20 protein-coding genes are annotated in these 23,563 nt (G+C 72.8%); 6 read left to right on the top strand and 14 right to left on the bottom strand.

Features of this window, described 5'->3' with window-relative positions; translation table 11 throughout:
• The 4 genes from Q4C85_RS06725 to Q4C85_RS06710 all read right to left on the bottom strand — a co-directional run bounded on the left by Q4C85_RS06725 (window position 1) and on the right by Q4C85_RS06710 (window position 3,515).
• Window positions 1-1,113, bottom strand: a complete 1,113-nt coding sequence (locus tag Q4C85_RS06725) for a thiamine pyrophosphate-dependent enzyme (RefSeq protein ID WP_303140783.1) — start codon at window positions 1,111-1,113, stop codon at window positions 1-3.
• On the bottom strand, window positions 1,113-2,327 hold the full coding sequence (gene porA, locus Q4C85_RS06720) for a pyruvate ferredoxin oxidoreductase (protein WP_303140782.1): 1,215 nt from the start codon (window positions 2,325-2,327) through the stop codon (window positions 1,113-1,115). The genes Q4C85_RS06725 and porA overlap by 1 nt, the downstream gene beginning before the upstream one ends.
• Entirely contained in the window at window positions 2,317-2,916 is a 600-nt protein-coding gene (locus Q4C85_RS06715; RefSeq protein ID WP_303140780.1) for a 2-oxoacid:acceptor oxidoreductase family protein, read from the bottom strand. The genes porA and Q4C85_RS06715 overlap by 11 nt, the downstream gene beginning before the upstream one ends.
• A 140-nt stretch (window positions 2,917-3,056) precedes the next feature.
• Window positions 3,057-3,515, bottom strand: a complete 459-nt coding sequence (locus Q4C85_RS06710) for a tRNA (cytidine(34)-2'-O)-methyltransferase (RefSeq protein WP_303140779.1) — start codon at window positions 3,513-3,515, stop codon at window positions 3,057-3,059.
• 82 nt (window positions 3,516-3,597) lie between these two features.
• Here Q4C85_RS06710 and Q4C85_RS06705 point away from each other — a divergent pair, with 82 nt between their 5' ends.
• Entirely contained in the window at window positions 3,598-4,188 is a 591-nt protein-coding gene (locus Q4C85_RS06705; protein ID WP_303140814.1) for a YbaK/EbsC family protein, read from the top strand.
• A 72-nt stretch (window positions 4,189-4,260) separates the two neighbouring features.
• Here Q4C85_RS06705 and Q4C85_RS06700 read toward each other — a convergent pair whose 3' ends face one another.
• A complete protein-coding gene (locus Q4C85_RS06700) occupies window positions 4,261-5,700 on the bottom strand; it encodes an NAD(P)/FAD-dependent oxidoreductase (RefSeq protein WP_303140778.1) in 1,440 nt (479 codons plus the stop codon).
• Window positions 5,701-6,469: 769 nt separating this feature from the next.
• On the bottom strand, window positions 6,470-9,169 hold the full coding sequence (acnA, locus tag Q4C85_RS06695; RefSeq protein ID WP_303140777.1) for an aconitate hydratase AcnA: 2,700 nt from the start codon (window positions 9,167-9,169) through the stop codon (window positions 6,470-6,472).
• Between the two features lie 570 nt (window positions 9,170-9,739).
• On the opposite strand from acnA, the gene Q4C85_RS06690 reads away from it, so the two are divergent.
• Window positions 9,740-10,165: a hypothetical protein gene (locus tag Q4C85_RS06690; protein ID WP_303140776.1), complete on the top strand. Its 426-nt coding sequence runs from the start codon at window positions 9,740-9,742 to the stop codon at window positions 10,163-10,165.
• 135 nt (window positions 10,166-10,300) lie between these two features.
• Here Q4C85_RS06690 and Q4C85_RS06685 read toward each other — a convergent pair whose 3' ends face one another.
• Window positions 10,301-11,704 (bottom strand): class I SAM-dependent RNA methyltransferase, encoded by a 1,404-nt coding sequence (locus Q4C85_RS06685; protein ID WP_303140775.1) that lies wholly within the window; start codon window positions 11,702-11,704, stop codon window positions 10,301-10,303.
• Entirely contained in the window at window positions 11,701-13,764 is a 2,064-nt protein-coding gene (locus Q4C85_RS06680) for an APC family permease (RefSeq protein ID WP_303140774.1), read from the bottom strand. The genes Q4C85_RS06685 and Q4C85_RS06680 overlap by 4 nt, the downstream gene beginning before the upstream one ends.
• Window positions 13,765-13,833: 69 nt before the next feature.
• On the opposite strand from Q4C85_RS06680, the gene Q4C85_RS06675 reads away from it, so the two are divergent.
• The gene (locus tag Q4C85_RS06675) at window positions 13,834-14,499 is read left to right on the top strand and encodes a TrkA family potassium uptake protein (RefSeq protein ID WP_303140772.1); all 666 of its coding nucleotides are present in this window, start codon (window positions 13,834-13,836) and stop codon (window positions 14,497-14,499) included.
• Between the two features lie 3 nt (window positions 14,500-14,502).
• Window positions 14,503-15,240, top strand: a complete 738-nt coding sequence (locus tag Q4C85_RS06670) for a TrkA family potassium uptake protein (RefSeq protein WP_303140770.1) — start codon at window positions 14,503-14,505, stop codon at window positions 15,238-15,240.
• A gap of 48 nt (window positions 15,241-15,288) precedes the next feature.
• Here Q4C85_RS06670 and Q4C85_RS06665 read toward each other — a convergent pair whose 3' ends face one another.
• The 4 genes from Q4C85_RS06665 to Q4C85_RS06650 form a co-directional block, all read right to left on the bottom strand.
• A complete protein-coding gene (locus Q4C85_RS06665) occupies window positions 15,289-16,014 on the bottom strand; it encodes a DUF3159 domain-containing protein (RefSeq protein WP_368501426.1) in 726 nt (241 codons plus the stop codon).
• 68 nt (window positions 16,015-16,082) lie between these two features.
• Window positions 16,083-16,466, bottom strand: a complete 384-nt coding sequence (locus Q4C85_RS06660) for an OB-fold nucleic acid binding domain-containing protein (RefSeq protein ID WP_303140768.1) — start codon at window positions 16,464-16,466, stop codon at window positions 16,083-16,085.
• 2 nt (window positions 16,467-16,468) lie between these two features.
• The gene (locus Q4C85_RS06655; RefSeq protein WP_303140766.1) at window positions 16,469-17,176 is read right to left on the bottom strand and encodes a DUF3710 domain-containing protein; all 708 of its coding nucleotides are present in this window, start codon (window positions 17,174-17,176) and stop codon (window positions 16,469-16,471) included.
• Window positions 17,177-17,247: 71 nt separating this feature from the next.
• Window positions 17,248-17,553 (bottom strand): DUF4193 domain-containing protein, encoded by a 306-nt coding sequence (locus Q4C85_RS06650; RefSeq protein ID WP_303140764.1) that lies wholly within the window; start codon window positions 17,551-17,553, stop codon window positions 17,248-17,250.
• Between the two features lie 390 nt (window positions 17,554-17,943).
• Between Q4C85_RS06650 and sepH the strand changes: the two genes are divergently transcribed.
• A complete protein-coding gene (gene sepH, locus Q4C85_RS06645; RefSeq protein WP_303140762.1) occupies window positions 17,944-19,044 on the top strand; it encodes a septation protein SepH in 1,101 nt (366 codons plus the stop codon).
• Between the two features lie 60 nt (window positions 19,045-19,104).
• Here the strand turns inward: sepH and Q4C85_RS06640 are convergent, their stop codons facing one another.
• Window positions 19,105-20,376, bottom strand: coding sequence for an alkaline phosphatase family protein (locus tag Q4C85_RS06640; RefSeq protein ID WP_303140760.1), 1,272 nt, complete (start codon window positions 20,374-20,376; stop codon window positions 19,105-19,107).
• Window positions 20,373-20,951 carry a DUF5998 family protein gene (locus Q4C85_RS06635; protein WP_303140758.1) on the bottom strand — a complete coding sequence of 193 codons (579 nt, stop codon included), beginning with the start codon at window positions 20,949-20,951 and terminating at the stop codon, window positions 20,373-20,375. The genes Q4C85_RS06640 and Q4C85_RS06635 overlap by 4 nt, the downstream gene beginning before the upstream one ends.
• A 113-nt stretch (window positions 20,952-21,064) precedes the next feature.
• On the opposite strand from Q4C85_RS06635, the gene Q4C85_RS06630 reads away from it, so the two are divergent.
• On the top strand, window positions 21,065-23,539 hold the full coding sequence (locus tag Q4C85_RS06630; protein ID WP_303140757.1) for a DNA topoisomerase (ATP-hydrolyzing) subunit A: 2,475 nt from the start codon (window positions 21,065-21,067) through the stop codon (window positions 23,537-23,539).
• The last annotated feature ends 24 nt before the right edge of the window (window positions 23,540-23,563 follow it).

Here is a 23,563-nt window from a genome sequence, read left to right as displayed (position 1 = left end):
TCAGTCCTCCTTGGGTGCGTCGTTGAGGTCGGCGCGGGCCCCCAGGGTCGAGGAGGCGCCGGTGGCGGAGTCCGGCAGCACGGGCGTGACCTCCTCGCCGTGGGACAGCAGCCCGTAGCGCCGGATGTTGCGGTCGGCCAGGGCCTGGATACGGCCGATGGTCACGACGTCCTTCGTGGGCTTGAACAGGTGGGCGTAGCGGCGCTGGAGGACCAGGTAGTCCTCCACCGGCACCTGGCGCCGGATGGGGCTGACCGCCGAGACCTCGCCGTGGACCGCCTCGAAGACCGGGAAGAGACCGGACTCCACGGCCAGACGGGCCAGGCGCACCGTGTGCGAGGACTTCGTGCCCCAGCCCAGCGGGCAGGGCACGAAGACGTGGATGTAGCGCGCACCGCGCAGGCCCATGGCGTAGGTGACCTTGCGCTCCAGGTCGCGCAGGTCAGCCACCGTGGCGGTGGCGACGTAAGGGATTTCATGGGCCATGGCGATGCGCGGCACGTCCTTGCCCTGGCCGAAGACATTGCCGGGGGCCTCGCCCACCGCCTGGGTGGTGGCGGTGCGCGCCGCGGGGGGCGTGGCCCCCGAGCGCTGGACCCCGGTGTTCATGTAGGCCTCGTTGTCGTAGCACACGTAGAGCACGTCGTCGTTGCGCTCAAACATGCCCGACAGGCAGCCGAAGCCGATGTCGACCGTCCCGCCGTCGCCGCCCTGGGCCACGACGCGGGTCTCCTCGTTGCCCAGGGCGCGCAGGCCCGCGGCCACCCCGGTGGCCACCGCCGGAGCGTTGCCGAACAGGGAGTGGAGCCAGGGCAGGCGCCAGGCGGACTCGGGGTAGGGCGAGGAGAAGACCTCCAGGCAGCCGGTGGCGTTGACTGTGACCACCGAGCCGCCGGCGGCGCGGGCGGCGGCGTCCGCGGCGTCCAGGACGTAGCGGGCCCCCAGCGCCTCGCCGCAGCCCTGGCAGGCACGGTGGCCCGAGGTCAGGGTGTTGGCGCGCTCGCGGCTGGACTGGATCGAGCCGACCTCGGGCAGCAGGCGGTTGCCGACGGCGAAGGAGCCGACCTGGTAGAACTTCGTGGGTGCGCTCGGAGGCGTGGTCGAGGCGGTCATCACTCGGCTCCTTCGGTCAGGGGGGCGGGCACGCCGACGGCGGACAGGTGGGCGGCCACGGCGGCGGTGTCGAGGTCGAGGAACTCCAGGGGCTCGAGCTCACCGCGCACCGCCCGCTCCAACAGGACGCGCAGGGAGGCCGAGGTGATGTCGCGCCCGCCGAGCCCGGCGACCACCGTGGTCAGACCGACCCCGTCGCGCCGGTCCCACAGGACCCGGCGCAGGTCCTGCTCGACCACTCCCCCGCGGCCCGGGCTGAAGGCCCGCTCCAGGCTGACCACCCGGCGGGCACCGGCCAGGGCCCGGGCCATGGCCTCGTGCGGGAAGGGCCGGAAGGAAGTCAGGGACACCAGCCCGACCTCCTGCCCCTGGTCCCACAGGGCGTCGATGACGTCCTTGAGGGTGCCGGTGACCGAGCCCAGGGCGACGACGACGGTCTCGGCGCCCTCGGTGCGGTAGCAGTGGAGCAGCCCGCCGGAGTCCCGCCCGAAGGCCTGGGCGAACTCGCGGCCGACGCGCTCGACGACGTCGACCGCATCGAGCTGCCTGCGGTGGGCCAGGTAGCGCACCTCGGTGAAGGCCTCCGGCCCCACCATGGCGCCGATAGTCACCGGGTCGTCGGGGTCGAGGCGCTGGACGGGGACGAAGGGGGGCAGGAAAGCGTCGACCTGCTCGAGCTCGGGGACGTCGACGCGTTCGACGGCGTGGGTCAGCACGAAGCCGTCCATGCACACCATGACCGGCAGGCTCAGCTCCTCGGCGATCCTGAAGGCCTGGACGTGGAGGTCGGCGGCCTCCTGGTTGTCGGCGGCGAAGAGCTGGAGCCAGCCGCAGTCGCGCTGGCTCATCGTGTCGGTCTGGTCGTTCCAGATGTTGATGGGCGCGCCGATGGCCCGGTTGGCCACCGTCATGACGATGGGCAGGCCCAGGCCGGCGGCGTTGTAGACGGCCTCGACCATGTAGAGCAGGCCCTGGGAGGCCGTGGCCGTATAGGCCCTCGCCCCCACGGCGCTGGCCCCGATGGCCACGGACTGGGCGGCGAACTCCGACTCGACGTTGACGTACTGGCTGTCGAGGCGGCCGACCTTGACCAGGCGGGAGAGCTCTTCGACGATATGCGTCTGCGGGGAGATGGGGTAGGCGCACACGACGTCGGGGCGGCAGGCGGCCACGGCGGCCGCCACCGCCTTGGATCCTTCGATCTCACGCAGCACCGTGGTCCTCCTTGGCGGTCAGGGCGATCTTGTCGGCGATGATCTCGTGGGCGGCGCGGGCCGCCTCGATGTTGCGCTCCCCCAGCGCCCCGGGGAAGCGGTCGGCGATGGCCTCGCACACCGCCGTCAGGCTCACGACATCGGTCATGGCGGTGAAGGCCCCCAGGAGCACGGCGTTGGGAAGGGGCCGCCCCAGGTGCTCCATGGCCAGGTCGGTGGCCGGGACGGTCAGGCGGTGCTCGAGGGGCACCGCCTCGACCGTGCGGGGGTCGATGTCGAAAGTCGAGAAGGGGCGGGCGGAGTTGATGAGGGCGTAGCCCCCGAGGCTCAGACCCGAGAACACGTTGATGGCCGTCAGCAGCGTGGGATCCTGGACGATGACGGCATCGGGGGCCAGGACCGGCTCGTGGCTGCGGATCGGCCGGGTCGAGATCCGGCAGTAGGAGACCACGGGCGCCCCGGTGCGCTCCGAGCCGAAGGACGGGAAGGCCTGGGCGTGACGGTCCTCCTTGAACGCCGCGTAGGCGAGCAGGTCGGCGGCGGTCACCACGCCCTGTCCGCCTCGACCATGGATTCGGATCTGGAACATCTGGCCTCCTCGCCGGTCCCTCCGGGACGTGTCACGGGCCACTCTACGGCCCTCGGGCCCGCGGTGCCCACCATTGACGGGCCGACCGGTGCTCATCCGCGATGGACAGCCCGGCGGGCGGGGCGGGCACCGGCCCTGGCTCACACGCCTCCGGGGTAGCCCAGGGACCTCCAGGCCTCGTAGAGGCCGATGGCGGCAGAGTTGGCCAGGTTGAGGGAGCGGCTGTCCTCGACCATGGGGATGCGCACGCGCCCGCTCACCCGCGGGTCGTCGAGGACCTTGTCGGGCAGGCCCGTGGGCTCAGGGCCGAAGAGCAGGGCGTCGTCGCAGCGCCAGTCGACGTCGCTGTGCACCGTGTGGGCGCGGGCGGTGAAGGCGAGGATCCTTCCCGGCACGTGGGCCAGGCAGTCGGCCCAGGTCGTGTGGACCCGCGTGAGCGCCAGGTCGTGGTAGTCCAGCCCCGCGCGGCGCAGCCTGGCGTCATCCATCTCGAACAGGGGGTCGACCAGGTGGAGCATGGCGCCGGTGTTGGCGGACAGCCGGATCGCCGCACCGGTGTTGCCCGGGATCCGGGGCTCGTAGAAGATGACATGCAGCACGGGGACAATGAGACCACATGCTGAGGCCCGGCGGTCGCGGCGCTGCCCGGGCTGCCATGATCGGGTCATGAGCACCGCTGATATCACTGATCCGCGTGAGCCCTCCCAGGCCCTGGCCGCGGAGATCGGCTGGCAACCGGCCCTGGAGCGCACCGACCTGCTCGGCGCGCCCGCGGCCGCGGCGCTGGAGAGGCTGGAGAAGTCCGGGCCCGACGGGGCCGAGCTGGCCCGGCAGGCACAGGTCGTGGAGATCGACCCGCGCCACTCCGACACCGAGGTCCTCAACCGTCACTACCGTTTGGACCCTCGGGCCACCGGCAACTGCGTACTCGTCGCCGGCAGGCGCAGCGGCCAGGAGCGTGTCGCGGCCTGCGTCGTGCGTGCCACCGACCTGGCCGATGTCAACCACGTCGTCAAGAGGCTGCTCGACGTGCGCAAGGCCTCCTTCCTCCCCGTGGAGCGGGCCGTGGAGATGAGCGGCATGGAGTACGGCGGCATCACGCCGGTCGGCCTGCCCCAGGACTGGCGGCTGTTCATCGACAGCGCCGTGGCGGAGCGCGAGACGGTGCTCATCGGCTCGGGCGTGCGCCACTCCAAACTCCTGGTCGCCGGCGGGCTGCTGGCGGCGCTGCCGGGAGCCGAGGTCGTCACGGGTCTCGGCTTGCCGCAGTAGGGCCCGGCGCCCGGCCGGTGCCACTGACCGGCGGAACTCGAGGCGCGGATGGGCGGGGCGGCGTGTGTGCGCTCAGCCCAGCGAGTCCAGGACGATGTTGAGCCCTTCACTCATCGTGGGGTGAGAGATGACGGCGTCACGCACCTGCTGCCAGGTCAGGCCGCCGAGCATCGCCATCTGAATGCTCGTGACGACCTCGCCGGCCTCGGGCCCGATGACCGCTGCGCCGAGGATCGTGTCGGTGCGGGCGTCGACGACGACCTTGTAGAAGCCCTCCGTGCGCCCCAGGGTCTTGGCCCGCGGCACGGCGGCCGTGGGGGTCTTGGCCACGCGCACCTCGTGGCCCGCCTCCCGGGCCTCGGCCTCGCTCAGGCCGACGTGCCCGAGCTCGGGAGTGGTGAACACCGTCCAGGCGATGAGGCGCCCGGCGGTCGAGGCCTCCTTGCCGGCGAGCAGGTCGCGCAGAACGCGGAAGTCGTTCCACGAGGCGTGGGTGAACTGGGGGGTGCCGGCGACGTCACCGGCGGCATAGACGCCCTCGGCGCTCGTGCGCAGGTGCTCGTCGACGCGCACGAAGCCGCGCCCGGTGACCTCGACCCCGGCGGCCTCCAGGTCGAGCCCGGCGGTCACGGGAGTGCGCCCCACCGCCACGAGCAGGTGCGAGCCGCTCGCCTGGCGCCCGTCGGCAGTGGTGACCAGAACGCCCCGGCCCTCCGGCCCCGCCTCGACCCGCGAGGCCCGCGCGCCGGTAAGCACGGTGACGCCCAGCGCCTCGAGGCCGGCGGTGACCTCGGCGGCGACGTCCTCGTCCTCACGGTCCAGCAAGTGGCGGCCGGCGTGGAGAATCGTGACCGGGACGCCGAGGAGCCCCATGAGGGAGGCCATCTCGACGCCGATGACCCCACCCCCGAGCACGAGCAGGCGTGTCGGCAACTCGGGCAGGGTGAGCAGGTCCTCGCTCGTCCAGTAGCGCACCCCGGCCAGGCCGTCGATGACCGGGACCGTTGGGGTGGTGCCGGTGTTGATGAGCACCGCTGCGCCGCGCACGCGGCGGGTCGCGCGGTCGTTGAGGGTGATCTCGACGGTGCGCGGAGCGACGAAGCGGGCGGTGCCCTTGATGAACTCCATGCCGGAGGCGGAGAACATCTGCTCGTGGGCGGCCACCATGCCCGAGACGACCGCCTCCTTGCGCGCGCGCAAGGAGGCCAGGTCGACCCGCGCCCGGGCCAGGGCGGCGGCGCCGTCGTCCCCCGGGAGGGTGACGCCCTGAGAGGCGGCGCCCCGCACGCCGTGGAGGACCCTGGCCGAGGAGATGAGCGTCTTGGTGGGGATGCAGGCGACGTTGATGCAGGTGCCACCCACCTTGTCGCGCTCGACCATGACGACCCTGTCGCCCGCCTTGGCCCTCGCCATCGCCAGGGACTTGCCGGCCTTGCCGCCTCCGACGACGAGCAGGTCGACCTCCTCGACCTGCTGCGGCGTCCCGATCCCGCTGCCCAGGTTCTCACTCACCGTTGCTCACATCCTCTCCGGACTCGTTGCCGGCGCGGGGCCCGGCCCACGCCTGGCACCATCGTCGGACAATACGGGCCGTGCTGCGGTCAACTCGCCGACCGACCCTCCGGACCGGTGCGCCGTCATCCGCCACTCGCTCCACCGGGCTCAGCCGGACGTCGACGACGCGTCCTCGGGAAGGATCTGACGCAGGGCGCGCACATAGCCCTCCAGGGCGCGGCGACCTCGCGGGGTCAGGGAGAGCCAGACCGTGCGTCGCCAGGAAACGCGTGAGGTCGCCTGCTAACCGGTGAGGTCGCATGTCAGAGGTGCGACCTCACGGGCTTGGCAGCGACCTAACCGGCTTGGCTGCGGGGTGCGTCTTCTAGAGATTGCGCCGATAGGTGGCGGCGTGGGGTACGCGGCGAGCATGGCGGGGCACCGCCTTGTAGGCCGGCAGGCGCCGGCTGGTCGAGCGCACCAACTCCCAGCACACCCGAGGCTTCCGCAACCTCGCCATCTGCACCGAGCGCCGCACCCGGGTCATCGAGGCCCGCATCGCCCTGGCCAAGGCCATCATCATCACCCGCCAGCTCATCCACCGAGCCCGGACCACCCACCACGGGAACACCCGATCACACCGACAACCCCGACCTAACGGCGCAACCTCTTAGTGTCCATATTGGCAACTATAACGATGGCGCCCTGCCCGGCCCTCCTCCCCCCGGGATGACCCCACTCGGGCCGGAACCCGGCCGCGGGAGGAGAGCGGCCCCGGAGCCCGCACTCAGACCTGGGAGCGGGCGAGGTTGCGCAGGACGTACTGGAGGATGCCGCCGTTGCGGAAGTAGTCCGCCTCGCCGGGGGTGTCGATGCGCACGACGGCGTCGAAGGCCACGTGGGTGCCGTCCTCCTTGGTGGCGGTCACGCGCACGGTCGCCGGGGTGCGGCCCTCGTTGAGGGCGGTCAGGCCCGCGATGGAGTAGACCTCCGTGCCGTCCAGCCCCAGGGACCCTGCCGTCTGCCCCGCGGGGAACTGCAGCGGCACGACGCCCATGCCGATGAGGTTGGAGCGGTGGATGCGTTCGAAGGACTCGGCGATCACCGCCTTGACCCCGAGCAGCGCCGTGCCCTTGGCGGCCCAGTCGCGCGAGGAGCCCGAGCCGTACTCCTTGCCCCCGAGCACCACGAGCGGCACGCCGGCCGCCTGGTAGGCCTGGGAGGCGTCGAAGATCGACTCCTGGGCGCCGGTCAGGAAGTTACGGGTGTAACCGCCCTCGACGCCGTCGAGCAGCTGGTTGCGCAGGCGGATGTTGGCGAAAGTGCCGCGGATCATGACCTCGTGGTTGCCGCGGCGCGAGCCGTAGGAGTTGAAGTCGGCGCGCTCCACGCCGTGGGCCGCCAGGTAGCGTCCCGCCGGGGAGTCGGCCTTGATCGCGCCGGCCGGGGAGATGTGGTCGGTGGTCACCGAGTCGCCGAGCAGGGCCAGCACCCGCGCCCCCTCGACATCGGCGACCGGGGTCAGCTCCATGGTGAGCCCGGTGAAGAAGGGGGCTTTGCGCACATAGGTGGACTCCTCGTCCCAGGCGAAGGTCTGGCCCTCCGGGGTGTCCAGGGAACGCCACTTCTCGTCCCCGGCGAAGACGTCGGCGTAGTCGCGCTCGTACATCTCCCGGTCGATCGTGGCGTCGATGGTCGCCTGGACCTCGGCGGGGTCGGGCCAGATGTCGGCCAGGAAGACCTCTCGGCCCTGCGGGTCGGTGCCCAGGGGCTCGGTGGCGAAGTCGATGTTCATCGTCCCGGCCAGGGCGTAGGCGATGACCAGGGGCGGGGAGGCCAGATAGTTCATCTTGACGTCGGGGTTGATGCGGCCCTCGAAGTTGCGGTTGCCCGAGAGCACCGAGACCACCGACAGCCCGGCGTCATTGACCGCCTGGGAGACCTCGGCGGGCAGGGGCCCGGAGTTGCCGATGCAGGTGGCGCAGCCGTAGCCCACGACGTTGAAGCCCAGCTCGTTGAGCGCCGGCCACAGCCCGGCCTTGGCGTAGTAGTCGGTGACGACCTGGCTGCCGGGCGCCGTGGAAGTCTTGACCCAGGGCTTGGACCGCAGGCCCCGGGCCACGGCGTTGCGGGCCAGAATGCCAGCGGCCACCATGACCGAGGGGTTGGAGGTGTTCGTGCACGAGGTGATCGAGGCGATGGCCACGTGCCCGTGGTCGAGCTCGGTGATGGTGCCGTCGGCCAGTGTCACCGGCGTGGGCTTGCTGGACTCCGGGGCGTAGGCGGGCAGGGAGCGGGCGAAGGCCCCCTTGGCGGAGGACAGCTCGATCCGGTCCTGGGGACGCTTGGGGCCCGCGATCGAGGGCACGACGGTTGACAGGTCGAGCTCGAGGTACTCGGAGTAGACGGCCTGGCGGGAGGGGTCGTGCCACATGCCCTGGGCCTTGGTGTAGGCCTCGACCAGGCGCACCGTGTCCTCGCTGCGCCCGGTCAGCCTCAGATAGTCCAGGGTCACCTCGTCGATGGGGAAGATCGCGGCCGTGGAGCCGAACTCCGGGCTCATGTTGCCGATGGTGGCGCGGTTGGCCAGCGGGACCGCGGCGACGCCCTGGCCGTAGAACTCGACGAACTTGCCCACGACCCCGTGCTCGCGCAGCATCTGGGTGATGGTGAGCACGACGTCGGTGGCCGTGGCACCGGCGGGGATCGCACCGGTCAGCTTGAAGCCGACGACCCGCGGGATGAGCATCGACACCGGCTGGCCGAGCATAGCGGCCTCCGCCTCGATACCCCCCACGCCCCAGCCGAGCACGCCCAGGCCGTTGACCATGGTCGTGTGGGAGTCGGTGCCCACACAGGTGTCCGGGTATGCCTGGACGACCGGGGAGCCGTCGGCCCCGGTGGTCTCCCGGGTGAAGACCGTGCGCGCCAGGTACTCGATGTTGACCTGGTGGACGATCCCCGTGCCCGGGGGCACGACACGGAAGTTCGACAGCGCGCCCTGGCCCCAGCGCAGGAACTGGTAGCGCTCGGCGTTGCGCTCGTACTCCAGCTCCTTGTTCCTCTCCAGGGAGGTGGCCAGCCCGAAGGAGTCGATCTGCACCGAGTGGTCGATGACCATCTCGGCCGGTGCCAGCGGGTTGATGACCTCGGGGTCGCCGCCCAGCTCGGCGACGGCCTCGCGCATGGTCGCCAGGTCGACGATGCACGGCACACCGGTGAAGTCCTGCATGACGACGCGTGCCGGGGTGAACTGGATCTCGGTGTTCGGCTCCGCCGCGGGGTCCCACGCCGCCAGAGCGCGGAGGTGCTCCGCGGTCACGTTGGCACCGTCCTCGGTGCGCAACAGGTTCTCGGCCAGGACCTTGAGGCTGTAGGGCAGACGCTCGAGACCGGGGACGGCGTCGAGGCGGAAGATCTCATAGTCGCGACCGTCGACCTCAAGGGTGGTGCGGGCGTGGAAGGTGTCAATGGACGGGCTCGTCACCGGCGATGCTCCTGTTCTGCTGCGGCGCCCGGTCGGGGCGCATCCCCGGCCACAGTAACCGACCGGCCCGGCAGGCCGCGTCGAGCGTGATGCTGGGGCCCTCCCTGGGCCTGGTCAGCGGCGCCAGACCACCGCACCGCGCGCTGCCACCCCCGAGCCGGGGGTCTCGGCTTTCGTCACGCCCGGGTGCGCAATAACCGTCGCGGGCCCCGCAGGCCCGCGCCTCCACCCGGGCCTGCGGGGCCCCGGCGGCGGCCGGAGCCGGTGTCCGGCCTTGGCGGCGCAGGCGCGTGGGTGACCCGGCACTCATCACAAAAGAGACACGCTCACAGAGACCTCGGTGCACGCAAGGTACGGTTTGCGAGTTCACTAGGCACAGGCGTGCGAGTGAATAGTTCCCCCCTTTTTTTCTCCATCATCCCCAAGAATCGGAGGCCCAGGATGCTGCCTCAGTCGGCAACGCGTCACCGCGGCGTCACCCTCGTCCTCGTCGCCCTTCTCCCAGCGGTGTGAGGGCTGACCGCCCTGGTCGCCCCCGCCGCCCGCGCAGAGAACAATGCCGGTATCACGGTGACCCTCGAGACGAATCCTCTCATCCCCACCGACAAGGACGGCCCCGTTACCTTGTTGGTGGTCCCGGGTGGTCCGGGCAGGGTCTACACCAATACCGCCACGCTCGTGGGCGGCCAGGGCACCGAGCTATCCGCCTCAATGTCGTACAGGGACCCGATCTCCTACGACGTGTCCCTGACCCAGGGCTTCGGCTCCTTCGGCGTCAAGAAGTACGCGACCGGATCCCTCCTGAGCCAGGTTCCCGCAGGCACGACGGTGACGTCCCGACGCGACGGTGGCAGTGAGCTGGCGCGCACGGGGGCCGCTGGTTGCCTCGCCCTGCTGCCCGTGACAGGACTCGGCGTGGGCACGGTCATGGCGGTCGTCGGTCAGGACTGGGCGCCCGGCTCCCAGCGCGCAACCGTCATCGTGGTCTCGGAGTAGGTCACCGTGTAGAAGTGGTCGACGTCGTAGTTGGGGACCGTCGTCGCACTAAGACGGAGGATCTGGGTACCGGTGTCGGAGTCCTGGGCGTAGTCGCTGCGGACGGGGCTGCCGGGTGATCAGCCCAATTTCTGCTCAGCACCGATCCAGGACCGCGATGACCTCGAGGTGGTGGGTGTGGGGGAACATGTCGAGGGCACTCATCGCGCCCAGGCGGTACCCCCGGCCCAGGAGCACCGCCAGGTCGCGCGCCAGCGCGGCCGGGTCGCAGGCCACCAGGACGATCCGACGCGCGCCGAGGGCGGCCACGGCCCCTGCCACCGCCTGACCGGCGCCTTGGCGGGGCGGGTCGAGCACGACGACGTCCGGGCCGTCCCCCATGGCCTCGTGCGCACCGAGACTCGCCACCGAGTCGGCGGTGACGCGGCCCGCACGCAGGTGGGCACCGCGCAGGGCGTGCAGGTTGCGGCGTGCGTCGCGCACGGCCCGCTCACTGCCCTCCAGGGACAGCACCGTCCCGCCGAGCATGGCCAGGGGCAGGGTGAACAGCCCTGCTCCGGAGTACAACTCCAGGACCCGGGTACGGTCGGCGGGCGCCGGCGGCCCGTCACCGGGACGTGTCCCGGCCGCCGTCGGCTCGGCGGACAGGGCGGCGCGCACGACCCTGTCGACCAGGACGGTGGGCGCGTCGCGGTGGACCTGCCAGAACCCGTCGACACGCACGCCGTAGGACAGCTCGCCCAGGCCGATCCCGGAGGCGTCGACCCGCTCCTCGACCCGGCGCCGCGCGGTGGGGCGAGCCGCTGCGGTGTGTACGACGCCGTCGAGCACGACCACCGGCTCCCCGAGGCTCGGGGCGACGACCTCCACACGCATCCCCGGCCGGTAGCGCTTGCGCCACCGGCCCGCCTCGGTCAGCCCGAGCGCCTGGATCTGCGGGACGGCCAGCGGCAGCCGGCGCACCGCCAGGACCTCGCTGCTGCGGAAGGCGTGCATGCCCGCCCGCCCGTCCGGCGTCACGGTCAACGAGACCCGGGTGCGCGTGCCGACCCCGGTCGGGGCCCCGGAGCCCGGGAGACGGTGCGCTGAGGGGCTGGGGCCGACCGGTTCGACGAGGACCCCCTCCGGCTGCGCCTCGCTCAGCGCCGCGACGGCCCGGGCCACCGCCTCGCCCCCGATGCGCCGCAGGCAGTCGGCCAGGACATGGCGTTTCCAGTCCCGCTGTGCGGCCGGGGAGACATGGCTCAGCTCCCCGCCGCCCACTCCCCCGGGCCCGGCCTCGGGCCAGGCGAGCGGCACACGGTCCGGTGATGCCTCGAGGACCTCGAGCGCGTCGGCCCGCCATGCCTTGGAGCCCCGGCCGGTGACGCGGGCGCGCACGGTCTCCCCGGGCAGGGCGTGGCGCACGAAGAAGACCCGGCCCCCGGGGTCATCGGCCGGGCGGGCGAGGCAGTGGCCCCCATGGGCGGGCGCACCGACGGCCAGGACCAGCTCGAGCGGCTCGGGCGCACCGTCCTCACGCACGCTCCGGGGGCTCATCGCTCACTCCGGGCCGGGCGCAGGCGTCGGGCCTCGGCCTTGCGGGAGGCCACGTCGGTGTCAGCGATGCCCTCGGGCGTGACCGCGCGCACGCCGCGGTGGACATGGGTCTGTCCGGGCGCTCCCAGCTGCCAGGGCACCGAGGCCACAACCACCCCGGGGGTGAACAGCAGCGCCGTCTTGAGCCGCAGGGCGGTCTGGCTGTGGAGCACCTGCTCCCACCAGTGCCGCACGATGTACTCCGGCAGGAAGACGACGACGAGGTCCCGGGGGGACTCGCGGCGCACCGAGCGCACGTAGGACACGATCGGCCGGGTCAGCTCGCGCAGGGGCGAGCTGAGGACGGTCAGGGGCACGGGCAGGTCGGCCTCCTCCCACTGGTCGAGCAGGCGCTCGGCGGCACCGTCACCCGCGTCGACCGTCAGGGCCTCGATGGAGGTCGGGTAGGTCGACAGGGCGTAGGTCAGCGCACGCAGGGTCGGCCGGTTGAGGCGTGAGGCCAGCACGATGGCGTGGACGTGGGCGGGCAGGACCCGCGCGTCGTGGAGGTCGTCGATGGCCATCTCCTGGCCCACCCGGCGGTAGTGCCGGCGGATCCGGTTCATGAGGAGGTACAGCAGCGCCATGAGGAGCAGAGTCACCCACGCCCCGCGGGTCAGCTTGGTGGCCAGGACGATGACGAGGACCAGCCCGGTACCCACCGCGCCGATGGAGTTGACGACCCGGGAGCGGGCCATGCGCCGACGTGCGGCGGGGTCGGTGGCCAGGGCCAGGGCACGGCTCCAGTGCCGGACCATGCCGACCTGGGACAGGGTGAAGGAGATGAAGACCCCGACGATGTAGAGCTGGATGAGCCGGTTCGTGCTCGCCCCGGAGCCGACGATGAAGGCCACCGCGCCCAGCCACAGCACGACGATGCCGTTGGAGTAGGCCAGGCGGTCACCGCGCAGGGCGAGCTGGCGGGGCAGGAACTCGTCGCGCCCCAGCACCGAGGCCAGGACCGGGAAGCCGTTGAAGGCGGTGTTGGCCGCCAGGACCAGGATGAGTCCGGTGACGGCGGTGATGAGGTAGAACATCGGCTTGACGTCGGCGAAGACGGTGGCGGCGATCTGCCCGATGACCGGGTCCTGGTGGTAGCCCGTCCCCAGGGGCTCCCCGTTGCTCAGCAGCTCGGTGGCGGGGTCCTCGACCATGCGCACCCCGACGGCCCCCGCCAGGTGGACGATGCTCAACAGCATGAGGGCGGAGATCGTGCCCAGCATGAGCAGCGTCGTGGCCGCGTTGCGGGACTTGGGCCGCTGGAAGCTGGGCACGCCGTTGGAGATCGCCTCGACCCCGGTCAGTGCGGCACAGCCCGAGGAGAAGGCCCGCAGGACCAGGAAGGCCCCGGCCATGCCCGTCAGGCCCTGCTCCCAGCCGGGTTGGGCGACGACCTCGTAGGCGGAGGAGGGCGCCCGCCCCAGGGTTCCGACGGCTTCCTGGACCAGGCCGGTGACCGCCAGCGCCCCAATGGCTCCCATGTACAGGTAGGTCGGCAGGGCGAAGGCGCCCCCCGACTCCCTGGAGCCGCGCAGGTTGAGCAGGGCCAGGACTGTCGCGATGCCGACCGCGATCTCGACCTTGTAGGGCGAGACGGCGGGCACCGCGGCGGCGAGGTAGGAGGTCCCCGCCGAGACCGACACCGCGACGGTGAGCACGTAGTCGCACAGGAGGGCCGATGCCACCGCCAGACCCGCGTGCGGGCCGAGGTTGGTCGAGACGACCTCGTAGTCCCCTCCCCCCGAGGGGTAGGCGTGGACGGTCTGCCGGTAGGAGGCGACGACGACGACAAGCACCGCCACCACCGCCAGGGCCACCCAGGGAGAGACCACCGTCGCGGCGACGCCGGCCACGGCCAGGGTGATGAGGACCTCATCGGGGGCGTAGCCGACGCTCGACAGGGCGTCGGAGGCGAAGACCGGCAGGGCGATCCGCTTGGGCAGGAGCGTCTCGCCCAGGGCCCCGCTGGGCACCGGCCGCCCGACGATGAGCCGCTTGACGCGGTCGGCGAAGTCACGCACGGAAGATCATGCTACTCCGCGGCCCCGGGCGGGCGCGCGGGGCCGGTGAGCGGGAGTACCGTTGCATCCGTGCACTTCGTCATCATGGGCTGCGGGCGCGTGGGCGCCTCGATGGCTGCCCAGCTCGACCGCATGGGCCACTCGGTGGCCGTCATCGACCAGTCCTCCAACGCCTTCCGCAGGCTGCCCTCGGACTTCAACGGCCGCAAGGTCAAGGGCATCGGTTTCGACCGCGACGCCCTCGAGCAGGCGGGGATCGACGAGGCCTACGCTTTTGTGGCCGTGTCGAACGGCGACAACTCCAACATCGTGGCGGCACGGGTGGCGCGCGAGCTCTTCGGCGTCGAGCACGTCGTGGCCAGGATCTACGACGCCCGACGCGCCGACGTCTACGAGCGCCTGGGCATCCCGACGGTGGCCACGGTCCGACAGACGGCTGAGCAGATGATGCGCCGCGTCCTGCCCGGGATCACGGCTCGTGAGGCCACCGACCCCTCCGGGGAGGCCTGCCTGGTCCAGCCCGACCTGGCGGTGGCCTGGGTGGGCACGACGATCGGTCGGCTCGAGGAGCTGCTCGAGGCGCGGGTGGCCTGGGTCTCGCGGGGCGGGGGCGCGCTCGTGCCCCGCTCCTCGACAGTCATCCAGGAGAACGACCGGCTCCACGTGGCCGTGCGCCCCGAGGGGATCGCCGCGCTGCAGCGTGCCCTGTCCCGTCCCCCCGTCCAGGAGGCCTGAGCCATGAAGATCCTCATTGCCGGCGCCGGCTCGGTGGGCCGCTCGATCGCCCGTGAGCTGATCGCCCACGGGCACGAGATCACCCTGGTCGACAGCTCGCCCGACGCGATGCGCGTCGCTGCGGTCCCCGAGGCCGACTGGCTGCTGGCGGACGCCTGCGACGTCGACTCCCTGGCCGAGGCGGGGGCCCAGGACTGTGACGTCGTCGTGTCGGCCACAGGCGACGACAAGGCCAACCTCGTCGTGTCCCTGCTGGTCAAGACCGAGTACGGCGTGCCGCGGACGGTGGCACGGGTCAACAACCCGAAGAACGAGTGGCTCTTCGACGAGACCTGGGGCGTCGACGTGGCGGTGTCGACCCCGCGGATCATGACGGCGCTCGTCGAGGAGGCGGTGAGCATCGGCTCCCTCGTGTCGATCTTCACCTTCCACCAGTCGGGGGCGCTCATGCACGAGCTGACCCTTGCCGACGACTCCCCTGCCATCGGGGAGCTGGTCAGGGATGTCGACCTGCCGCCGCTGACCGTCCTGGCCGCTATCCTGCGCGATGACCGCCCGATCGTGCCCGGGCGCGACGAGCGCTTCGAGCGGGGCGACGAGCTGGTGTTCCTCACCGCTCGCGAGGGCGAGTCGGCCCTGCGGGAGGTGCCGGAGATCTTCTCCGGCACCCACGGCTCCGGGGCGGTTGAGAACAGCGCCACCTCGGCCGTCGGCACCACCGCCGCCGCTGACACCGCCTGACCCCACTGGACGGGCGGCGTCTGACGGGGCAGGGCCGGTAGGGCCGGTTCAGTGAGCCGGTTCCGTACGGCCTCGGCCCCGGCCCTGGTCGGTGCCGGGGCGCGCGATGCGCCACACGAACCACAGCGTCAAGGCATACAAGGGCACCCCCAGGACGATCCTGGCCACCCCCAGCGCACCGAGGGCGGGTTCGCCCATGAGGTAGAGCGGAACCTCGACGACCAGGCGCAGGGCGAACATCCCGGACAGCACCGTGGTGGCCACGGCGTAGCGGCGCCGGACGGAGGCCAGGGCAGGGTCGGTCCGCCAGGAGGCGTGCTCCCCCGGCGCGGCGCGCTCGCCCTGCGGGGAGCCCTCCGCCTCCTCCTTCCCGGTGTCGGCCGTCGAGGCCGTGCGCCACAGCTCGATGAAGATGCCCACCAGCGGCCGGCGCAGCGCCAGGGAACCGGCTGTCACGGCGAGCATGACGGCGTTGATGAGCAGCCCGGTGGCGTAGAAGTTCGAGGCGCGGCCGGTGCGCCAGGCCCAGGCGGCGCTGATGAGCGCCAGGACCGCCCCGCCCAGGACCTGGGTGAGGGGCTGGCCCGCGACCACGCGGGCCACGAGGAAGGCGGTGCTGACCACGAGCGAGGCCCCCAGGGCCAGGACGAGCGCCTCCGGCCGCAGGGCCAGGATCGTGACGAAGACGACGGTGGGGGCGGCCGACTCCAGGACGCCGCGCCATCCGCCGACGGCCGCGGAGGCGTCGAAGCTCTCGCCGCCCACTGCCTGCAGCCCCCGGCCATGGGGGTTGCGCCCCGTGCGCGTCCGGCCACCACCGCGCCCTTGGCCGGTCGACCCGCTCACCTGCCCCTGCCCAGGATCTCGTAGGAGGGGTTGTAGATGACGGAACGGGCGCGTCCGGCCACCACGGTGCCCTCGACCATGAGCCGGGTGCCCGGAGCGATGCCCGCGATCGAGCGCCGCCCCAGCCACACGAGGTCCACCGACCCTGTGCCGTCGAAGAGCTGGCCGACGAGCACCGGTTTGAGGGCGGCCGGCGGGTAGGTGACCGCGCGCAGCACCCCGCCGACGCGGACGCGCTCGCGCGCCGGGAGCCCGGCGAGGGGGGTGGTCAGGCCGCGCAGCGCGCTGAGGGACCGAGCGGTGTCATCGGCGTCGATCTGCTCACGGTCGGCGCCCACATGCTCGGCCAGACGCCGCAGCCATCCCGGGCGCGGCGCCATGGTCAACGCACCTCGGCGATCGTGGGGCCCGGGGCGAGCGGGTCCAGGCCCGGCAGGTCCTCGGCCTCCGGGACGGCCCCGGCGCCCGGGGGGTGCAGGGGCAGAATCTCCCGCGGGGGGCGGGCGGCGCCGTCGCGCACGACGACGACACCGGCAAGGACCTCGCGCAGGGCGCGGGAGGCCGTCTCGTCGGTGGCGGCGCGGCCCTGCAGGACGCCGCGCAGGAACCAGCGGGGCCCGTCGACGCCGATGAACCGGACGGCCACCGTCGAGTCGTGACCGTCCGGACCGCGCACCGGGACCTGGGCGAGGATCTCGGGGCCGTGGGGGCCGGTGAGGACCTTGTGGGAGGCACGCGTGCGGGTCAGCTCGGCGGTGATGTCCTCGCGCAACTCCTCCCAGATGCCCGCTGAGCGGGGTGCCGCGAAGGCGCGCAGCTCCAGGCTCGACCCGCCCAGGACCAGGACGACGGCTCCCGCCTCCGTCCCGGCGCCGGGGCTCTCCAGGCGGATCTGCATGCCGTCGACGGCCGGCACCCGCAGTGAGCCCAGGTCCACCCGCACGGTTCCCTCACTGTCGGCGGGGGCCGTGGCGCTGTCCCACGGGCCGCCGGTGGCCTCCTGGTCGGAGGAGTCGGGCTCGGCGCCGTCAGGCGAACCGTCCTCGGCCGACGCGGCGTCGTCGGGTCGTCTCCGGGAGAACAGTCCCATGGTGGCCTCCTGTGGGTCGTGGCGGGAACCGGTCCCGGAGCGTGTGTTCGGTCCGGGCCGAGGGGTCGCGGTCAGCCCGCGCAGTCAGTGCACACCGGCAGTCCGGTGGCGTCGTCAATGTAGGCCAGCGAGCCCCGGTGGTGGACCAGGAAGCACTCGGAGCAGGTGAACTCGTCCTCGAGCTGCGGGACGACGTGGACGCTCAGCTCCTCACGGGACAGGTCCGCGCCGGGCAGCTCGAAGCCCTCGGCGACCTCGTTCTCATCCTCCTCGATGGCCTCGGAGGACTGGTCCTTCTGCCGTGCGGTCAGCTCCTCGATCGAATCGGCCTCGGGCTCGTCATCGTTCTTGCGCGGGGCGTCGTAGTCGGTCGCCATGGCCTCGTCACTCTCTCTCGTCGACGGCTCTCGGTGGGGCTCCCCGGCGGCGCAGGGGCGCCGCGGGGGCCGCCCACAGCACACAGCGCACCGTGGACCGCCCCGGCCGAGCAGGGCACGCGCACAATAGCACCGCGATCCCGCAGGGGGAATCACCTGGAGCGCCGTCATGTCCTGCCGTGTCCCCGGCCCGCTTGGCCGGCCGGTGCCGACGAGCCCCAACACCGCCGGTCGGCACAGGTCAGCACAGGTCAGCACGGTTGCGGGCGGCGCATCCGGCCCCGCGAACAGCCTCACACCCGCATGGCACACCGACCGGCCTCCCCGCCGCAGGGCCTGGAAGGTGGCACGCTGAGGCATGTCCGAAGGACTGTTAGGAGGCCCACGCCCATGATCGAGCTCGAGCTGCTGGGAGCCAACGGCGACGTGGTCGTCATGACCGACGCCCAGGGGGAGCGTTACAGCATCATCGTGGACGATGCCCTGCGGGCCGCCGTGCGGCGGGCGCGCCCCTCGGCCCTTGTGCACGCCCCCGAGGTCCCCGCCCCGGGCTCGACGGTCCGGCCCCGCGACCTCCAGGCGCTCATGCGGGCGGGGGCCAGCGCCGAGGAGGTCGCCGCCACGACCGGCCTGCGCGTCGACCATGTGCGGCGTTTCGAGGGCCCAGTGCTGGCCGAGCGGAGCTGGGCGGTGGGCCAGGCCCAGGCGTGCCGGATCGGCTGGGAGTCCGACTCGCCGGTCCTGGGCGAGCTAGTCGTCGACCGGCTGGCCACGCGGGGCGTGGAGCCTTCGAGCCTGGAGTGGGACGCCCTGCGCGAGGGGCGCAGCCCCTGGCAGGTGACGTTGGCCTTCATCCAGGGGGCGCAGGTCAAGCACGCCCGTTGGGAGCTCGACCTGACCGCGAAGTCAGTCACGGCCCTCGACGACGAGGCGAGGTGGCTGACCGAGGCGGCCGCCTCGCGGCGCCCGGCGGTCTTCGACCAGGACTCCACGGCCTCAGGAGCCGTCTCCGGATCGTCGCCCGGCTCCGCCCGCGTCGGCGAGGAGCCGGTCCCGCAGACAGGTGCCGGGGGCCCGGGGCCGAGCGGGGGGCTGGTGGGCGCCGCCGAGGACCCGACCGACGCGCTGCTGGCTGACCTCGCCTCCAACCGCGGCCGCCGGCTCGAGGTGGATCCGCCCGAGCCCTCCGAGGACGGGCAGGCCCCTGCGGAACCAGGCGCCCCGGAGCCGGGGAGCGCCGAGGTCGTGTCGATGACCGACCGGAGGCGTGCGCTGTCGGCCAACCACCCGGCCGGCACCAGGCTGCCGCACTCCCCCGGTCAGGAGCGTCCGCCCTCCGAGCCCGACGCGCGCACCGAGGAGGTGCCCGAGGTCCCCACCCAGGAGGCCCTGCCGCAGATGCCCGACGCCCCGGCCCGCAGGAGCCGGCGCCAGTCGCGGCGCTCGGTGCCCTCCTGGGATGAGATCGTCTTCGGGGCCAAGCCCGAGTAGCGGGCCGCGCGTCCGCAGCTCAGCGCGGTCAGTGCCGTCTGGGCGAGTGGCGCGGGGGGGTCAGGCCTCGGCCAGGAGCAGGGGGACTGTCATCTCGGCCCTGGTCGCCGAGCCGTGCACGCCGGGCATGGCGATGGCTCCTGGCGAGTGCACCCGCGGGTCGAGGACGACCCACCGTCCGGCCATGGCCACGAGCACGTCTCCCAGGACGGCGCGGGCGCGCGGACCCAGCGGCCCGACAAGCTCGGGTGCCTGGTCCCGGGTGCCGATCCACAGGGCGCGCTCCCCCAGCTCCTCGCGCCACCGGTGGGCGACCTCGCGGGCGGTGTCCGGGTCCGAGCCGGGCACATGGAGCTGGGTGAACCGGGGCTCGCCGGCCACGGCGACGACGTCGCGCAGGAGCGCCGGGTGGGCGGTGAGGTCGATGCGCCGGGACTCATCGGTGTCGACCATGCCGTGGTCGGCGGTGAGCACCACCCGGGTGCCGCGCGGGACCCGGCGGAGGAGATCGGTCATGGCGGCATCGAGCCGTTCGAGCTGGACGAGCCAGGGCGCCGAGCGCCAGCCCTGGGCGTGCCCGGTGTGGTCGAGCTCGCCGACGTAGAGGTAGACCAGCGGCGTGCCGCGGCCCAGGGCCTGGGCCGCGGCGGCCGGCCGGTCCTCGAGCCGGTCGATTCCCAGGTGAGTCGCACCGCGCAGGCCCGCCTCGGTCAGCCCCGAGCCGGCGAAGCGGGCCGGGCCGATGGACACCACCGCTGGGCGGGGCCCGCGGGCCCCGTCGATCCGTTCGAAGATCGTGGGCACGTCCTGCCAGGCGCGCGGGTCGGGGGACTGCCCCTCCCAGGTGATGAGGCACAGGTTGCGCTCACCGGAGGGCACCGTTCCGGGCGGCAGGTCGCGGCCCAGCAGCGGGTTGAGGATGCTGTATCCGACCATGCCGGTCAGCCCCGGCCCGGCACCGGTGCCCAGAGTGGTCAGCGCCGCCGCTGTTGTCGACGGGCAGCAGGTCACGGCCGCCGGCCCGGGGGCGCCGGCCGCCTCGGCCTGCGACAACCAGCTGCGCAGCCGGGGGGCGTGGCCCCGACGCTCCCGCAGCTGATCGAGCCCCAGGCCGTCGACGAGCACGACGACGGTTCCCGCGCCGGTGGGCGGGTCCTCCAGGCCCCAGGCCCGGGCCGTCAGCCTGGCCTGGGCGTCGGTCAGGGCCCCGGCGGGCCCCTCGGCCAGCGACAGACCGGCGCCGACAGCGGCGGCCCCCAGGACCTGCCGGAGCTCGGGGAGCCCTGTGATCCCCGGGGACCCTGGGAGAAACGTGTCGGTGCCGGTGCTCATGGGCGCGCGGTCGCCGCGGACAGGGCCCGGGCGAAGGCCTCGGCACGGGCCAGGGCCTCATCGCCCTCCACCCCGGCCGACACCCGCACGACGACGTCGTCGGGCATCGACACCCCGCTCAGGCCGTGGTCGGCCTGGCAGGTCGGGTCGGCGCAGGCCGTCGGCTCGAGGTCCAGGCGGCGCACCGACCCCCAGGACACGGCGATCGTCATCTCGGCCAGGCGGCCGCCCGCGGCAGCGGGCTCGACCACCCCGCGGGTCAGCGCCACCGAGGCGATCCGGGACACCGGCACCGCCTCGCTCGTGGCCACCGCACCGGGGCGCCCGTCCTCGCGGGGCAGGTCGTCGACATGGACGATGATGAGGCGGGTGGCGGTCAGCGCCATGACGGTGAGGTGGCGGTGCACGGCGTCGTCGAAGGTCGTCTCGGCCTGGACGAGGTCGACCAGGACCTCCTCCCCGGCCAGCGCCACGTCGAGGGTCCCCAGGACGAGCTCTGGGTAGTAGCCGGCTCGGGCCACAGCGTCGACGAAGGTGCCCGTGGAGCCGCGGTCGATCGGGTCCGTCGGAGTCATGGGCCTCATTGTGCCACCGGCCTGTGACACCGTCCCGCCCGCAACGGGGCCGGGGCCGGGGCCGACCGGGTGTCGCCTCGTCGAACCTGCCCGCCTGTGGTGACAATGCCCCCATGCCGAAGTCCGCCACGCAGACGCCTCCCCCCGTCGATGACCACATCGTCGACCTGGACCTGCCCACGGAGATGCGCTCCTCCTTCCTGGAGTACGCCTACTCCGTCATCTACGCCCGTGCCCTGCCCGACGCACGCGACGGCCTCAAGCCCGTCCAGCGGCGCATCCTGTTCCAGATGGACCGCATGGGTCTGCGGCCCGACCGGCCCCACGTCAAGTCCTCGCGGGTTGTGGGCGATGTCATGGGCCGTCTCCATCCCCATGGGGACGTCGCCATCTACGAGGCGCTGGTGCGCCTGGCCCAGCCCTTCACGATGCGGCTGCCGCTCATCGACGGGCACGGCAACTTCGGCTCCCTGGACGACGGCCCGGCCGCGCCTCGTTACACCGAGGCCCGCCTGGCCCCGCCGGCCCTGGCGCTGACGGCCGACATCGACGAGGAGACGGTCGACTTCTCCCCCACCTACGACTACACGCTCACCGAGCCCGACGTGCTTCCGGCGGCCCTGCCCAACCTCCTGGTCAACGGCGCCTCGGGGATCGCGGTGGGCATGGCCACGAACATGCCGCCCCACAACCTCGTCGAGGTCGTCGGGGCGGCGCGCCATCTCATCGACCACCCGGAGGCCACGCTGGCCGACCTCATGGCCTTCGTGCCCGGCCCCGACCTGCCCGCCGGCGGGATGATCGTGGGACTGGAGGGGATCCGTGAGGCATACCGCACCGGTCGGGGCAAGTTCCTGACCCGGGCCACCGCGCGGGTGGAGAACATCACCCCGCGCAAGAAGGGCATCGTCGTCACCGAGCTGCCCTACCTCGTCGGGCCCGAGAAGGTGATCGCCCGCATCAAGGAGGCGGTGTCGGCCAAGAAGCTCCAGGGCGTCACCGACGTCGCCGACCTCACGGACCGCCGGCACGGGACCCGCCTGGTCATCGGCGTCAAGAACGGCTACAACCCCGAGGCGGTCCTGGCCCAGCTCTACAAGCACACGCCGCTGGAGGACTCCTTCGGGATCAACAACGTGTGCCTCGTCGACGGCCAGCCGCGCACCCTGGGGCTGCGCGAGCTGCTCGAGGTCTTCGTGCGCCACCGCCTGACCGTGGTCGAGCGCCGCACCCGTTACCGCCTTGAGCGGCACCTGGAGCGCCGGCACCTGGTCGAGGGCCTGCTCATCGCGATCCTCGACATCGACGAGGTCATCCAGGTCGTGCGCTCCTCCGACGACGCCGCGGCGGCACGCACCCGGCTCATGCAGGTCTTCGACCTCACCGAGCCGCAGGCCTCCTACATCCTCGAGCTCCAGCTGCGGCGCCTGACCCGCTTCTCGGTCATCGAGCTGGAGAAGGAGCGCGACGAGCTGGCGCGGGCCATCGAGGAGCTCGAGGCGATCCTGGCGGACGAGCGCCTCCTGCGTGCCGTGGTCTCCCGGGAGATGGCGGCGGTGGCCGAGGAGTTCGGCACCCCCCGGCGCACCGTCCTGCTCGAGGCGCCCGGGGCCGCCGTGCCCGTGGGGACCGACGGCCGGCAGACCCCCCTGCTGACCGGCGCGTCCGAGGTGCCCCTGACCGTCCCGGACGACCCGTGCCGGGTGCTGCTGTCGACCACGGGCCTGGTGGCCCGCACCGGCGGAGCGGAGCCCGTGGCGCGCACCGGCTCGCGCCTGCGCCACGACGCCCTCGTCAGCCAGGTGGCGGCGACGGCGCGCGGCCAGGTCGGTGCGGTGACCGACGCCGGCAGGCTGCTGCGCCTCGAGGTGGTCGCCACCCCGGAGATCCCGCGCCCGGAGGGGGCCCCGTCGCTGGCCGGCGGGCAGCCCGCACGGCTCCTGGTCGATCTCGAGCCCGGGGAGACGGTTGTCGGACTTGTCCCCCTGGCCACGGACACCCCGGTGGTGCTCATAACGGCCTCCGGGGTCGTCAAGCGGGTCAAGCCCGGTGACGAGCCGAAGAACGGTGAGGCCTGGGACGTCATCTCGCTGGCCGAGGGCGACCGCGTCGTGTTCGCCGGGACGGCCATCGACACTGACGTGCTCGTCATGGTCGCCTCCGACGCCCAGCTCCTGCGCTTCGAGGCCTCGCGGGTCCGTCCCCAGGGCCGTGCGGCCGGGGGGATGGCGGGCATCTCGCTGCGTGAGGGCGCACGTGTCATCGCCGGTGCCGCCGTGCCCGCCGAACTGCTCTCCGAGGCGGTGGTCGTTACCATCGCCGACGCTGCCGGCGCGCTGCCGGGGATGGACTCGGGCAGCGTCAAGGTCACGCCCCTGGACCGCTACCCCGCCAAGGGGCGCGCCACGGGGGGCGTGCGCGCCCAGCGCTTCCTGCGGGGCGAGGACCAGCTGGTCCTGGCCTGGGTCGGTGTGGGGCCGGCCCGCGCGGTCGACCGCGGGGGCCAAGCCGTCACACTGCCCCAGAGCGATGAGCGCCGGGACGCCTCCGGTTCCCCCCTGTCCGCCCCGGTGGCGGGCATCGGCTGAGGACCCGGCGCCCGGTGCGGCGCG

Origin of the sequence: Actinomyces sp., assembly GCF_030524025.1 — a bacterium.
Taxonomy (GTDB): Bacteria; Actinomycetota; Actinomycetes; order Actinomycetales; family Actinomycetaceae; genus Actinomyces.
The sequence above is the reverse complement of the archived record's forward strand: the minus strand, read 5'-3'. Positions and strand labels throughout refer to the sequence as shown.

Coding starts and splice junctions, on each gene's coding strand:
- Q4C85_RS06725 (WP_303140783.1), bottom strand. CDS start 1,113: ATGACCGCCTCGACCACGCCTCCGAGCGCACCCACGAAGTTCTACCAG.
- Q4C85_RS06715 (WP_303140780.1), bottom strand. CDS start 2,916: ATGTTCCAGATCCGAATCCATGGTCGAGGCGGACAGGGCGTGGTGACC.
- Q4C85_RS06685 (WP_303140775.1), bottom strand. CDS start 11,704: ATGAGCCCCCGGAGCGTGCGTGAGGACGGTGCGCCCGAGCCGCTCGAG.
- Q4C85_RS06670 (WP_303140770.1), top strand. CDS start 14,503: ATGAAGATCCTCATTGCCGGCGCCGGCTCGGTGGGCCGCTCGATCGCC.
- Q4C85_RS06660 (WP_303140768.1), bottom strand. CDS start 16,466: ATGGCGCCGCGCCCGGGATGGCTGCGGCGTCTGGCCGAGCATGTGGGC.
- Q4C85_RS06655 (WP_303140766.1), bottom strand. CDS start 17,176: ATGGGACTGTTCTCCCGGAGACGACCCGACGACGCCGCGTCGGCCGAG.
- Q4C85_RS06650 (WP_303140764.1), bottom strand. CDS start 17,553: ATGGCGACCGACTACGACGCCCCGCGCAAGAACGATGACGAGCCCGAG.
- sepH (WP_303140762.1), top strand. CDS start 17,944: ATGATCGAGCTCGAGCTGCTGGGAGCCAACGGCGACGTGGTCGTCATG.
- Q4C85_RS06640 (WP_303140760.1), bottom strand. CDS start 20,376: ATGAGCACCGGCACCGACACGTTTCTCCCAGGGTCCCCGGGGATCACA.
- Q4C85_RS06635 (WP_303140758.1), bottom strand. CDS start 20,951: ATGACTCCGACGGACCCGATCGACCGCGGCTCCACGGGCACCTTCGTC.
- Q4C85_RS06630 (WP_303140757.1), top strand. CDS start 21,065: ATGCCGAAGTCCGCCACGCAGACGCCTCCCCCCGTCGATGACCACATC.